The 13,418-nt window shown below is 67.3% G+C and carries 13 protein-coding genes; 2 read left to right on the forward strand and 11 right to left on the reverse strand.

Translation table 11 applies throughout. The annotated features are described in order from the left end of the window. Window positions 1-5 precede the first annotated feature (5 nt). The 3 genes from ACYRGX_RS15890 to ACYRGX_RS15900 all read right to left on the reverse strand — a co-directional run bounded on the left by ACYRGX_RS15890 (window position 6) and on the right by ACYRGX_RS15900 (window position 2,273). Window positions 6-338, reverse strand: coding sequence for an endonuclease domain-containing protein (locus ACYRGX_RS15890; protein ID WP_473053423.1), 333 nt, complete (start codon window positions 336-338; stop codon window positions 6-8). A gap of 161 nt (window positions 339-499) precedes the next feature. Beyond that, window positions 500-1,180 carry an MlaA family lipoprotein gene (locus ACYRGX_RS15895; RefSeq protein ID WP_473053424.1) on the reverse strand — a complete coding sequence of 227 codons (681 nt, stop codon included), beginning with the start codon at window positions 1,178-1,180 and terminating at the stop codon, window positions 500-502. A gap of 82 nt (window positions 1,181-1,262) precedes the next feature. Beyond that, window positions 1,263-2,273 (reverse strand): GntR family transcriptional regulator, encoded by a 1,011-nt coding sequence (locus ACYRGX_RS15900; protein WP_473053425.1) that lies wholly within the window; start codon window positions 2,271-2,273, stop codon window positions 1,263-1,265. A gap of 190 nt (window positions 2,274-2,463) precedes the next feature. Here ACYRGX_RS15900 and ACYRGX_RS15905 point away from each other — a divergent pair, with 190 nt between their 5' ends. Both ACYRGX_RS15905 and ACYRGX_RS15910 read left to right on the forward strand, forming a co-directional pair. Next, on the forward strand, window positions 2,464-4,455 hold the full coding sequence (locus tag ACYRGX_RS15905) for a peptidase U32 family protein (RefSeq protein ID WP_473053426.1): 1,992 nt from the start codon (window positions 2,464-2,466) through the stop codon (window positions 4,453-4,455). 74 nt (window positions 4,456-4,529) lie between these two features. After that, window positions 4,530-4,811, forward strand: coding sequence for a peptidylprolyl isomerase (locus ACYRGX_RS15910; protein WP_473053427.1), 282 nt, complete (start codon window positions 4,530-4,532; stop codon window positions 4,809-4,811). A gap of 112 nt (window positions 4,812-4,923) precedes the next feature. On the opposite strand, the gene ACYRGX_RS15915 is transcribed toward ACYRGX_RS15910, so the two are convergent. From ACYRGX_RS15915 to ACYRGX_RS15950, 8 genes are all read right to left on the reverse strand, one after another. Then, on the reverse strand, window positions 4,924-5,874 hold the full coding sequence (locus ACYRGX_RS15915; RefSeq protein WP_473053428.1) for a LysR family transcriptional regulator: 951 nt from the start codon (window positions 5,872-5,874) through the stop codon (window positions 4,924-4,926). A 58-nt stretch (window positions 5,875-5,932) separates the two neighbouring features. Beyond that, window positions 5,933-7,372 carry an efflux transporter outer membrane subunit gene (locus ACYRGX_RS15920; protein ID WP_473053429.1) on the reverse strand — a complete coding sequence of 480 codons (1,440 nt, stop codon included), beginning with the start codon at window positions 7,370-7,372 and terminating at the stop codon, window positions 5,933-5,935. 10 nt (window positions 7,373-7,382) lie between these two features. Beyond that, on the reverse strand, window positions 7,383-8,312 hold the full coding sequence (locus ACYRGX_RS15925) for an efflux RND transporter periplasmic adaptor subunit (protein ID WP_473053430.1): 930 nt from the start codon (window positions 8,310-8,312) through the stop codon (window positions 7,383-7,385). Beyond that, window positions 8,305-8,499 carry a DUF1656 domain-containing protein gene (locus ACYRGX_RS15930; RefSeq protein WP_473053431.1) on the reverse strand — a complete coding sequence of 65 codons (195 nt, stop codon included), beginning with the start codon at window positions 8,497-8,499 and terminating at the stop codon, window positions 8,305-8,307. The genes ACYRGX_RS15925 and ACYRGX_RS15930 overlap by 8 nt, the downstream gene beginning before the upstream one ends. Next, entirely contained in the window at window positions 8,489-10,573 is a 2,085-nt protein-coding gene (locus tag ACYRGX_RS15935; protein WP_473053432.1) for an FUSC family protein, read from the reverse strand. The genes ACYRGX_RS15930 and ACYRGX_RS15935 overlap by 11 nt, the downstream gene beginning before the upstream one ends. A 171-nt stretch (window positions 10,574-10,744) precedes the next feature. Continuing rightward, complete coding sequence (locus tag ACYRGX_RS15940; RefSeq protein WP_473053433.1) at window positions 10,745-11,659, reverse strand: LysR family transcriptional regulator; 915 nt, start codon at window positions 11,657-11,659, stop codon at window positions 10,745-10,747. Between the two features lie 209 nt (window positions 11,660-11,868). Next, on the reverse strand, window positions 11,869-12,525 hold the full coding sequence (locus tag ACYRGX_RS15945; RefSeq protein WP_473053434.1) for an alpha/beta hydrolase: 657 nt from the start codon (window positions 12,523-12,525) through the stop codon (window positions 11,869-11,871). Further along, window positions 12,525-13,316, reverse strand: a complete 792-nt coding sequence (locus ACYRGX_RS15950; RefSeq protein ID WP_473053435.1) for a dioxygenase family protein — start codon at window positions 13,314-13,316, stop codon at window positions 12,525-12,527. Before ACYRGX_RS15950 ends, ACYRGX_RS15945 begins: the two co-directional genes overlap by 1 nt. Window positions 13,317-13,418 lie beyond the last annotated feature (102 nt).

The raw sequence follows: 13,418 nt of genomic DNA on the forward strand, positions 1-13,418 counted from the left end.
GGAGCTCACCGTCCCCGTGTAGCATCAAGAATCACCGCCAGCACCGCTTCGGTATCTCGCAGTATCTCGTCGTTCCAGAAACGCATGACTCTATACCCCTGGGCCTGCAGCCAGGCATCCCGCCGCTCATCGCTGGTGCTGCCGTTGTGCTGCCCCCCGTCGGCCTCGACGATCAGGCGCTTCCCGAAGTGCACGAAATCCACCGTGTAGGGACCGATCATCTGCTGCCTACGAAACTTGCCGCCCTCCAGGCGGTGGGCACGCAGGTGCTGCCATAAGCGCTGCTCCGCCTCGGTCATGTTCTGTCGCAGGGACTTGGCGAATGCGCGGCGATCCATGGGCGGGCAATCCGAGCGGGCAAAGGGACTCGGAATGTCGCAATAATGGTGAACGAAGGCTTTGCGGCAGTGCGCAGTTCATGACTCCGGCACGAATAGCCCCTCTCCCCGCGCGGGAGAGGGGTTGGGGAGAGGGGGAACCCTGTCCGGAAGAGCCAACCTTAAAAGTCGTCCACCACCTCGCCATCCTTGACCTTGAACTCGCGGTTCTGCAGGTAGGCGTTGCGGATGAAGGTGTACTTGTCGCCACGCACCAGCTTGTCGGCAGGCAGCAGGCTCGCGCGTTTGTCGACGATATCCAGCGCCATGGTCGCGTTACGCGCGGAGACGTCGTCCATGTAGTGATACAGGCCCACGTAGTTGTCCGGAATGCGCGCTGGCGCATCGCGCAGGGTGCTTGGACCGAGCAGCGGTAGCATCAGGTAGGGACCGCTACCCAGCCCCCAGGCGCCGAGGGTCTGGCCGAAGTCTTCGTCGTTGCGCTGCAGGCCCATGCGGGTGGCGACGTCGAACAAGCCGAGCACGCCGAAGGTGGTGTTGAACAGCAGGCGGCTGGTGTCGATGCCGGCATCGCGGAACTTGCCTTGCAGCAGGTCGTTGGCCAGGTTGCGGACGTCACCGATGTTGGCGAAGAAGTTGCTCACTCCATCCTCGACGGGCTGCGGTGTGATCTTCTGGTAACCCTGCGCCAACGGCTTGAGCGCGTAGGTATCGAGGGTGTCGTTGAAGCGAAAAACCCCGCGATTGAAGCCTTCCCAGGGATCTTCCTCGGCGGCCTGGGCGAGCGGCGCCGCCAGCGTCAGGCAAGCCAGGAAGGGAAGCCAGCGGACCTTGTGATGCATTGCAGATCTCCTCGATTCAGTGCGGCGGCGCTCCGAGGCCACCGAGGCAGACGCGCAGTATAGAGCCAAGCGACACGCAGGGCTAAACCCGTTCCAGGAAGGACACATCCTCGACCTGATGGGCCGCTTTGAACTGCGCCAGGCGCTGGGCGACCTTGTGCTCGGCGATCACCAAGTGGCGCTCCATCGCCTCGGCGGCGGCAGCCGGTTTGCCGTCGCGCAGGTGCTCGAACACTTCCAGGTGTTCCTGGAAAAAAGGCTCGTCCTCGGGGAAGTAGCGCTTGTCCAGCAGGATGTGCTTGCCCGACAGCAGCAACGAGTGGGTGCGTTGCAGCAGGTCGAGCAGTTGACGGTTGGGGCAGTAGCCCAGGGTGCGGATGTGCAGGTCGCTCTCCAGGTCGTCGAAGGCGCGGCTCTCCATGTCCGGGTACTGCGCGACCGCACGGTGCAGGCGCTCGATGAACAGCGCCAGGCGTTTGCCCGGCAGATGCTCGGCGGCACGCTGCAGCACGTAGGGCTCCAGGCGCCGACGAATCTCGTAGAGATCGGCCAGGCGATGCTCGTCCCACTCGGGCAGCAACCAGCGCTGGCGATCGTCCCGCTCCAGCAGGCCCATCAGTTGCAGACGCGTGAGCACCTGGTTGGAAACCGTACGGCTGATACCGAAGTGCCGTGATAACTCCAGCTCGTTGATGCGATGGGCACCGAACAGCGAGTGCTGCAGCAACTCGCGTTCGATGGCGTCGTAGACGCCCTGCCAGGATTGCGTGCGGGTCGGCCGGCGGGCGCCGGGCTGGTCGGCGAAGTCCTGCGCCTGCAACTTGCGCCGCAAGGGCGCATGACTGCCGTCGCCCACCAGGTAGCCACGGCCTTCGAAGGTGCTGATCAGTCCCTCCTCGTGCAAGCGCGCCAGGGCCTGGCGCACTGGCGAACGGCTCACCGCGAAGAGCGTCGCCAGCGGCCCTTCGAGCAGCAGGGTGCCGGGCTCGAGGCTACCCGCGGCGATGCTCGCGGCGATCAGCTCATAGAGTTGCCCGTTGAGATGCTTCTTTGCGCTCGCCTGTGCGAGGCCTTCGTTCCGGTCGTCCGTCACCGGCCCTTCCCCGAATGATCGAAGGGCCGATGATAGCCGAGCCTCGCCCGGGCGGCAGCAGGCGATCCTGCCAAGCTGCCCACCGGGCGACGACGGCAGAGGTGGTTGCCGTTACAATGCTGCCCTTTCCGATAACGATTGCGGCACCGGGCACGACCCGGCGCCCTGCCCCGTGCGAAGCCCGAACGCCATGTCCTTGCCCAAGCATCATCTGGAACTGCTCAGCCCCGCCCGCGACGCGGCCATTGCCCGCGAGGCGATCCTCCATGGTGCCGACGCCGTGTACATCGGCGGCCCGAGCTTCGGCGCCCGGCACAATGCCGAGAACAGCGTGGCGGACATCGCTGGCGTGGTGGAATTCGCCCACCGCTATCACGCGCGGGTGTTCACCACCCTCAACACCATCCTCCACGACGACGAGCTCGAAGGCGCGCGCCGGCTGATCCACCAGCTCTACGACGCAGGCGTCGATGCGCTGATCGTGCAGGACATGGGCGTGCTGGAACTGGACATCCCACCGATCGAGCTGCACGCCAGCACCCAGTGCGACATCCGCAGCCTGGAGAAGGCGCGCTTCCTCGACCAGGCCGGCTTTTCCCAACTGGTGCTGGCCCGCGAGCTGAATTTGGCGCAGGTGCGCGAGATCAGCGACGCCACCGACGCGACCATCGAGTTCTTCATCCACGGCGCGCTGTGCGTGGCCTTCTCCGGGCAGTGCAACATCTCCCACGCGCAGACCGGGCGCAGCGCCAACCGCGGCGACTGCTCGCAAGCCTGCCGCCTGCCCTACACGTTGAAAGACGACCAGGGCCGCGTGGTGGCCTTCGACAAGCACCTGCTGTCGATGAAGGACAACAACCAGAGCGCCAATCTGGCCGCGCTGGTGGACGCCGGCGTGCGCTCGTTCAAGATCGAGGGGCGCTACAAGGACGCCAGCTACGTCAAGAACATCACCGCCTACTACCGCCAGCGCCTCGACGCCGTACTCGCCGAGCGCCCGCACCTGGCGCGTGCTTCCAGCGGCCGCAGCGAACACTTCTTCCTGCCGGACCCGGAGCGCACCTTCCACCGCGGCAGCACCGACTACTTCGTCAACGACCGCAAGATCGACATCGGCGCCTTCGACTCGCCAACCTTCACCGGCCTGCCGGTGGGCCGCGTGGAGAAGGTCGGCAAGCGCGACCTGATCGCCGTGACCGAGTCACCGCTGTCCAACGGCGACGGCCTCAACGTGCTGGTCAAGCGCCAGGTGGTGGGCTTCCGCGCCAGCGTGGTGGAAGAGCGCGGCCGCTTCGAGGAAGACGGCCAGCCGCGCTGGCGCTACCGCGTCGAGCCCAACGACGCGCTGCCCGTCGAGTTGCGTAATGCAAAGCCAAACGCCGTGCTCAACCGCAATCTCGACCACGACTGGCAGCAGGCGCTGCTGCGCCCGTCCGCCGAACGCCGCGTCGGCCTGCGCTGGCAGGTGCGCATGGACGAGAGCCGCCTGAGCTTCGTCGCCACCAGCGAGGAAGGCCTGCGCGCCGAAGCCGAGCTGGCCGGCCCGTTCGGCGCGGCGAACAAGCCCGAGCAGGCGCTGGAACAGTTGCACGAACTGCTCGGCAAGCTGGGCGCCACGCTCTACCACGCCGAAGCCATCGAGATCGACGCCGCCCAGGTGGTGTTCGTGCCCAACTCGCAGCTCAAGGCGTTGCGCCGCGAGGTCATCGAGGCGCTGGATGCCGCGCGCGTTGCGGCCCATCCCCGTGGCGGGCGCAAGGCCGAGAGCACGCCGCCGCCGCTCTACCCGGAAACCCACCTGAGCTTCCTCGCCAACGTCTACAACGCCCCGGCCCGCGCCTTCTACAAGCGCCACGGCGTGGAACTGATCGACGCCGCCTTCGAGGCCCACGAGGAGACCGGCGAGGTGCCGGTGATGATCACCAAGCACTGCCTGCGCTTCTCCTTCAACCTCTGCCCGAAGCAGGCCAAGGGCGTCACCGGCGTGCGCACCAAGGTCGCGCCGATGCAGTTGGTGCACGGTGACGAAGTGCTGACCCTGAAGTTCGACTGCAAGCCCTGCGAGATGCACGTGATCGGCAAGATCAAGGGCCACATCCTGGCCCAGCCGACGCCAGGCAGCGGCAGCAACATCGTCGGCCAGATCACCCCGGAAGACCTGCTCAAGACCATCCGCCGCTGAGACCGGGCGGGCGCGCTGGCGCCCATCGCCCCGGCTCGGTAGCATCCATCGCCCATCCAACGGAGGAACATCCCATGGCACGAGCCACCGCCCGCCACATCTTGGTCGACAGCGAAGCCAAGTGCGTCGAACTGAAGACCGCCATCGAAGGCGGCGCCGATTTCGCCGAAATCGCCCGCCAGCACTCCACCTGCCCCTCCGGCCGCAGCGGCGGCGACCTGGGCTCCTTCGGCCCCGGCCAGATGGTTCGCGAATTCGACCAGGTGGTGTTCTCCGCCCCGGTGAACAGCGTCCAGGGCCCGGTGAAGACCCAGTTCGGCTACCACCTGGTGGAAGTCACCAGCCGCCAGGACTGATCCCGAAGTCCGCGCTAGAGCGGCCAGGTCGCGCTACTGGAGCTGCTGTTCAGTCGGCGCGGACGGCCGCGAGTCTTGGAGCCTGCCCACTTCTGCAGAGAAGGCGCTCGCTTCACGGCTTGCTGCCCTGCGGAAGATCGGGCGCCGATAGTGCTGCCGGCCTCGCGCCGCTGGCCACGTCCGTGGCCCGCACGCGTTCGATAAACCAGGACAACACGTCCGAAGCCTCGCCTTCTCTGTGCAGCAGATACGTCTTCAGCATCGGGAAGCGGCCCGCCAACGGCCGCGCCACCACAGCCGGCTCGCGGCTGGCCGCGATAGGTGCGCTCGCCAGTCCCAGCGCATAACCCGCCGAGACCGACTCTATCACCCCATCCCAGGACGCCACGCGCTCGGCAATCAACGGCTCCTTATCCAGGCAGCGCAGCATTCGCTCCACCTGACGGGCGTGTCCCTCGCACGCAGGCGGATCGCAGAGCACCAGGGGATAACGCATCACGTCTTCCAAGGCAATGCGCGCGTGCTTGAGCAACGGGTGGCGCGCGGGCACCGCTACCCTCAACGGATCAACCCCCACGGCGTGGGTAGCAATGCCTTCACCCACGTCATCGGACTGAGCAAAACCCACGTCGTAAAGCGCGTCACGCAGCCCCTTGATCTGCTGCGCCAACGGCACTTCGAACACGCGGATATCGACCTCGGTTTCTTCATCCCCGTAGATCCTGAGCAGCGCCGGCAGGCACGAGGGTGTCAGGCCATTGGACAGGGCAACGCGCAGCGGGCCGTGGGGGCCAGCGACCGCCGCCGTCACGCTATCGCGTGCCTGCTGCAAGGCCGCGAAGACTCGCGGAACCTCTTCCAGGAAACGCTTGCCTGCGTGGGTCAACCGTGTGCTGCACGGGGTACGGGCAAATAGCACTACACCCAATTCTCCCTCCAGCTCCTTGATGCTGCGGAGGGTTCGCGACAAGGGCGATTGCTCGATAGGCACCCCCTCTGTGTCACGGGCGAACGGGAGTGCTTCGGCCACAGCGAGGAAACAACGGAGATGACGTAGCTCCATCAAGCACCTTCTCTCCCTCGAAGAGGCATTGCAGCACCGTTAGGTTTGCAGGAGCGCATTAGTCGGATGCCAAGACCGCCGCCGTAGTCGGCCATCCCGCTCCAAGCGCCCTGTACAAGGCGATACCTCCCTGCAACTGCGCCAACTGACTCAGGGCCAGTGCATCGCGTGCCTGGTTCAGGCTGCGCTGCGCCACCAGCACCGGCAGGTAGGCGCTCAAACCTCGCGTGTACAACTGGGTGGCCTGTTCCGACGCCCGCTGGCTGTCTGCCACGGCCTTCAGCAACGCGGCTTGCCGTTGACCTTCGCGGGTCCAGGTGGTCAAGGCGTCCTCCACGTCGCGCAGCGCCGAATGCACGTCCCGCTCGTAGACGCGCCGCACCGCGTCGGCCTCGGCCTGCGCGGCGGTCACGCCCGCCCGCGAGCTGCCGCCGTCGTAGAGGCGCTGGCTGCCCTGCATGGCCGCCGACCACGCCAGGCTGGCGCCGGAGAACAGGTCGTGGATGACGCTGGCGCTGGTGCCGATCCCCAGGGGAATGCGGAAGCTGGGAAAGCGTTCGGCCTGGGCGACGCCGATCCGCGCCGTAGCGGCGGCCAGGCGGCGTTCGTCCGCGCGCAGGTCGGGGCGCTGGCGAATGACCTCGGACGGGAGTGACAAGGGCATGTCGGTCGGCATCGCCAAAGCGGGTGCCGGCGTGGACAGCGCCGCCTTCCAGTCGCCGGGAAAGCCACCCACCAACACCCCGATGGCATGGCTGAAACGGGCGATGTCCGCGTCCAGCAAGGGCGGCTGCGCCTCGGCCATTTCGCGCTCGGCACGCGCCTGGGTGAGGTCAGCCAGCGTGCCCAGGCCGCTGCGCTGCGCCCGTTCGGCCAAGCGCTCGGCTTCGGCCAGCGTGCGGATGTTGTCTTGTGCGATGGCCAGACGCCGCTGTGCGGTGCGTAGCCCGGCGTAGTCGGACACCAGTTCGGCTACCAGGCTCACCTGCAAGGCACGATGGTCCTCGCTCAGCGCCTCGATGCCGGCATCGGCGGCTTCGACCGCGCGGCGCGTGCCGCCGAACAGGTCCGGTTCCCAACTGGCATCGAAGCCCAGGTGCCAGGTTCGCGCCTGCCCACCGGGCTGGGCGCTGAGTGCCTTGCTGCCCCGTGCGGCTTCGCCCGAGCCGCCGACCGAGACCTCGGGCAAGGCGCCCGAGGCGATCTGCACGCGCTCCGCGCGAGCCTGGCGCAAGCGTGCCAGGGCGATCGCCAGGTCCTGATTGTTCGCCAGGGTCTGATCGATCAGGCGCTCGAGCAAGGGGTCCCGGAAGGCCCGCCCGCCGAAGCGCAGACCTCCGGGCAGAGCCGCCTCGGCCTCGCTCCATTGCGAGGGAACCTCCAGCGTCGGCGCGCGATAGTCCGGGCCCACGGCGGTACAGCCGCTCAGCACGAGCGACAGGCAGGTCAACAGTGTCCGCCGAAAGCGCGGCGGTGTGCGACGGAGGGAAGCATGCATCACGGTGTCCTCACAGCCAGCGGTGCAGCAAGGCGATCAGCCGGCCCTGGGGCACCGGCGTGCCTGCCGAAGGCAGGACTTCGATGCTGCCCGTCATGCCGGCCGCCAGGACGACGTCATCCGGGAAATGCGCGAACTCGATGCGCACGGGGATGCGCTGCGCCAGACGGACCCAACTGAAGCTGGGCTCGACGCTCGGCAACCCCTGCGCATCGGCCTGCTGGTTAGTGTCGGTGATGCCCCGCCCGATGCTCGCCACCCGCCCTGAAAGCACGCGGTCGAAGCCCATCAGGTGGATTCGCGCTGCCGCGCCGGGCCGGATGCCGTGCAGCTTGGTTTCCTCGAAATACCCGGTGATCCAGAAACTGTGGGCGTCGATCAGGGCAATGTTCGGCTGCCCCGCCATGGCGTAGTCGCCCTTGTTCAAGCGCAGGCGCGTGACGTAGCCAGCGGTCGGCGCCCGCAACTCGGTACGCGCCAGGTCCAGCTTCGCCCTGTCCACGGCCACCTGCGCACTGCGCAGTTCGGCTTGGGCGATGGTCACCGCCTGGTTCGCCCGCCGGATGTCTTCGGCGGGCACCAGGCTCTCCAGGCCGCGGCGGCGCTGCGCCTCCTCGCTCTTCTGGCGCAAGGACACCTCGGCCACGGCCCGTTGCGCCTCGGCCTGGGCCAAGGCCAGCGCGAAGCTGGCGCTGTCGATGCGATAGAGCAGCTCGCCCTGCTCGACGTATTGATCGTCTGCGACCGAGACCTCGGCGACGGTGCCCGAGACCTCGGGGGCGATGCGCACGATCTGCGCGCTGACACGACCATCGCGGGTCCAGGGCGCGACGACGTAGGCGCGCCACAGCGCATTGACCAGAAAGCCGGCAGCAATCACCGCTGCGAGGGTGAGCCCTGCCCGCAGCAGGCGCTGGGCGGGAAACGAGCGTTCAGACATAGAGCACCAACAGGGAAACGAGACTGAGGGAAAGGGCGAACTCGAACAGGCCCGGATGCCACACCCAGCGCAAGACACCGCACCGCGCGAGGACGAAGCGAAGGCCCAGATAGAGGGGTAGAGCCAGGCAGGCATAGACGAAGAACGGCGGCAGGTAGATGCCGGCCAAGGAGAACTCACTGAGCATGGGTATGGCCTCCATGGGCGTGCGGACCGTCGTTCGCGTGGTGTTCCAGCAGCGCGGCGATGTCGAGCAGCACGAGCGTCACGCGCCGGACCTCATGCGTCGTCGCGCCGGAGCGCGACGGCAAACGCGCCAACGAGGCCGCCGCACGCCGGGCATGGCGTGCCGCCCGCAGCGGATCGCCGGCCCGTTGGCGCATATGGCGCAGTGCGCGCGCCACCACGCCAGGCCATTCCGCGTCCTGCGGCGCCTCGCGCAGCCAGCGGCGCAGACGCAGGACTTCCCGGCCCAGATGCAGGCTGGTCAACCCCTCGGCGATGGCCCGATCCATCGCCTGCGGCTGCGTTCTGAGCAGGGCACCGAGATGCGCGATGCGGTGTTGTTGGCGCCATTGCCAGGCCTGCGCATCGGCCGGCTCGTCGCGCAAGGTACCCAGCGCCGCCTCGCGGATGCGTCGGCGAAAGCGCGTGACGTCGCGCGCCAGGTTGCGCGGCAGCACGATCCTGAAACCCAGTAGCGTGAAGCAGGTCGCCAGAATCCAGGCCACGGCGTCATTGAGGAACAGGGCGAAGTCGTAGCGCATCGGGTTGTCCGCTGCCGCCAACGTCGTGAACGCCACCAGATAGGCTACGCCCGCCAGGGCGTAGCGCGGCATCGTGGTGGCGTATACACCCGGCAGCCAGAACAGACTCAGGACCACCAGCAACAGCGGCAGGCCCGAGACGTGCGGCAACACGATAAAGGTGCACAGGAAGGCCATTGCCACGGCGATCGCCGTACCCTTGATGAATTCGACCGCCCCCAGCGCGGGATTGGGCGCGGTGGACAGCAGCGCGCAGGCCGCCGCCAGTCCCGCCAGCATCATGTTGCCGTCCGTCCAGCCGGTGACGATCCAGAAGGCGCCGCCCATCAGCACGGTCAACAGGGCCCGCGCACCATTCTCCAGAGCCGCCAGCGTGTCGCGGTGGAACGGCACGGACACCCGCGCCAGCGTCGGCCTGGGTTGGTGGAAGCGCTCGATGCCTTCGATGGCCTGCAGGTAGTCGTCGAGCTGCTCGATCAAGCGGTCGCCCGCGATCATCAGCGCGGCCTGCTCGGCGGCATCCTCCAGCGAGGTTGCGTTGAGCGCGGCCAGCAGCCGGGCGCGCAGCCCGGTCAGCCGCCGGATGGCAAGCGCCCTGCCGGCGGAGCCGGGCGCCTCCCCCAGCGCCTGCCCAACCTCCCGCCATGTCTGTTCCCAGTCCGGCTGCAACGCACTCAGCGCGGCGAGGCCGGCGCCGTGTTCACGTACGGGCGGCGCGCCACCCACCAGGGCGGAAAACAGCGACACCATCGTATGCCGCACCGTGCCGGCACGCTGGGCTAGGTCGGCGGACTCGGCCTTGCCCAGCGCGAGCAGATCGTCCACACCATAGACCTCGGCGATTAGCGAGCGCCGCCCGGCATCCAGGGGCTTGGCGCCCGGTTCCGCACCACCCTGAATGGCCTGGTGATGCGTCGCCAGCACGCCGGCCGTCGCGGCTGCCAGGCGTTCGAGCGATACAGCCAGGCGACTGTGCACGCTGCGGTTGCTGAACAAGGCGGATACCACAGCCAGGCAGACCACGCCGATCAGCACGGACGCGCCGCGCCCCGTCACCTGGTCGAAGGTGCGTTCCGGATGTTGCATCGCGCCGAAGGCCGCCAAACCGACGGTATAGCCTGCCAGCGAGGCACCGTAGGCCCGGAAATGACGCAGCAGCGTCATGCCCACCACGCACACCCCAAGCCATGCGCCAAAACCGAGCAGGAACAACCAGGGCATTTGCCCGAAGGCGCTCATCAGTACGAAGGCCGCCAGCATGCCGAGCAGCGTGCCCAGCACCCGCCACACCCCCTTGCCGATCACGCCGCCCTGGACGGGGTTGATGACGAGCAGGACGCTGGACGCCGCCGCGTAGGGCGCGTGCAGTTCCAGCAGATAGGCCAGCACCAGCGCCAGGCAGGCGGCCAGCAGCGAGCGCATCACATAGGTGGCGCGCGGCGTCGTCATATCGAGATAAGGCAGCCCCCGCGCCAACCCTTCGCGAATCCGCAAAAGGCCTGGAGAAACGCGTGAATCCGCGTCAGGTAGGTTCGCCGAAGGCACGCTGACACCCTTCTACAGTGGTCGACAGGCGCCACTGTAGGCAGGGTCGATCATTCCGAAAATTGAATTTATTGAAACCCTATGATTGCGTGTGACGCACTCATCCAGTTGCGCACGCCGCTAGGCTTGTGCCTGGCTCCCGTTGCAGAGCGCATGAATGGTTTGCCGCAGCCATTGGTGCGCCGGGTCGGCGTCCAGGCGAGGATGCCAGGCCTGTGTCAGGAGTACCGTTTCCAGCGGAGTCGGCAGGTCGAACAAGCGAATACGTAGGCCAGCGGCCAGTACGCTGCTGGCCAGATGCCGGGGCAAGGGCAGCAGCAGGTTCGAATCCTGCAATGCGAACAGCGCCGTGTAGGGGTTGGGCACCACCAGGGCGACGCGCCGCCGCAATCCCTGCGCCTCGAGGGCGGCATCGAGCGGCCCGACGGCCTTGCTGCGTCGCGACACGTTGATGTGCTCCCAACGGGTGAGGCGTTCGGGCGTGATCTCCTCGTCGAAAATCGGATGGTCGGCGCGCGCGACGCCCACGAACGTCGTGGTGAACAGCGACTGCACGCGAATCTCCGGCCCCAGCTTGCGCGAGGCGCTGATGAACAGGTCGATACGGCCCGTGCGCAGCGCCTCTTCGTCGACGTCGTCCGCCTCGGGCGAAAAGCGCAGCATCGCCCGCGGCATCTCCCGCTCCATGGCATCCAGCAACTGGCCCAGATGGATGCTCACGAACTCGTCGGTGGCGCGAACGTTGAAACGCCGGTCCAGCGTTTTCAGGTCGATGGCGGCATCGCCGGCGAACACCTGCGATGCCTGCTCGACCGCGACCCGCACCTGCTCGCGCAGGGCCAACGCCCTGGGGGTGGGTACGAGCTTGCGGCCGACCTGGACGAACACCGGATCGCCCAACGCCTCGCGGATGCGGCTCAAGGTGCGGCTCATCGCCGGCGCGCTCAGATGCATGCGGCGCGCAGCGCCGGTGACGCTTCCCTCGTCGAGCAGAGCGTCCAGCGCCAGCAGCAGATTGAGATCAGGACGAGACATGGCCGTCGCTCTTTGGATTTACCGTTACGCAATCATAGGTTCTTTCGAATAGCGGATTAAGCAATCAATGCAAAATCTGCCTGCCTGGCATTGCGTAGGTGACTGCGCAGGGACGAGGTCTTCACCGCGTCCGCCTGCGCGACGCAGGTAACGGGCAGCGGCGGATAATCCCCACGCGGGCGTTGCAACGGGCTGGCGCTACCCATCGTTTAGCGCAAGCGCAGCACGTCGGACAGCCACTGCCCCAGGTCTTCGATCTCGGCGTCGCAGAGTTGATGGCCCATGGGGTATTCATGGAAGGTGAAGGCTACGCCCAGCTCGCTCAGCCACTGCCGCGAACGCTCGGCCCAGGCGAAGCTCAGCTTGTCGTCGAAACGCCCGTGGGCAACGAATCCGCGCAACCTGGCAAGGGCTTCGGGCGAAGCGACTCTCGGCTCGATCTCCGGCAGGATGCGCCCGCTGAGCACGCCGAAGCCGACGAGCAGTTCGGGTTCGCTCAGGGCCACACTCGCACTCATGATGCCGCCCTGACTGAAGCCGGCCATCACCGTGGGCAACGGCGCCAGACCGCGCAGGAAGTTGGCCAGCAGCGTGCGTGAACGCTCCGCCTGGGCCGCGTCGATCTGCGGACCGCTGGCACCGAAGTGCACCGGGAACCAGGCGAAGGACTGCGCGCCCATGCCCAGCGGCGCCCGCACCAGGAGCAGTTCCAGACGCGGATCGAGTCGCTCGACGAGCACTTCCAGGTTGCGTTCGTTACCGCCCACACCGTGCAGTAACACCAGCCGAGCCTGCGGCGTGGCGCTGCCGAAGCGGCGGTAGTGCAGACCGGACGTAGCCTCGGCGAGCAGCGTACTGTCGCTCATCAGGCTGCCTCGGACGGATTGTCGAAAACGAAGGAGTCCATGGACAGCATGCCGTAGACGATGCCGCCGTCGATCAGGCGCGCCTGCGCCGACTCCCCGGCAGCCCCCATCGCTACCAGCAGCGGCAGCAGGTGCTCGTCGGTCGGGTGCGCACGTTCGGCATCGGGTGCCTGGGCACGATAGTCGAGCAGCGCCTCGCGGTCGCGCCGCGCCAGCGCCGCGCGAACCCAGCCGGCGAAGGCCTTGACGTAGGCCGCGTCACCGGACTGCGAGCCACGAAACTCGTAGAGGTTATGGGTCAGGCTGCCGGAGCCGACGATCAGCACGCCCTGCTCGCGCAGCGGCGCCAGCGCCTGTCCCAGCGCGTAGGCGCCAGCCGTATCCAGCGGATGTGGCAGGGACACCTGGAATACCGGCACGTCGGCCTGGGGGCGCAGGTACAGCAACGGGACCCAGGCGCCGTGGTCGAGGCCACGGGTTTCGTCCAGCCGCGCGGCCCAACCGGCCTTCTGCAAGACCTCCAGGGCACGGGCAGCCATCTGCGGCGCACCCGGCGCCGGGTACTGCAGCTCGTAGAGCGCCTGCGGGAAGCCGCCAAAGTCGTGGATGGTCTCCGGCTGCGCGGCGGCAGTGAGCATCGCGCCGCCACGGGTCATCCAGTGCGGCGAGATCATCAGGATGGCTTCGGGGCGCGGCAGTTGCCGGCCCAGTTCGGCCAGTTGCGGGCCGGCAAGGCCCGGTTCCATGGCGAAGGTGGGAGCTCCGTGGGAAACGAAGAGCACGGGTAGCATGGCGATTTCCTCGGATTCGGGCCGCGTTGTGGCGGCTGCAGACGCATCTGCGGTGAATTGACGCTACCTAGTCTATTGCTTCAATTTCATAGATAAACAGAG

The organism is Pseudomonas sp. R4-15, assembly GCF_055768815.1.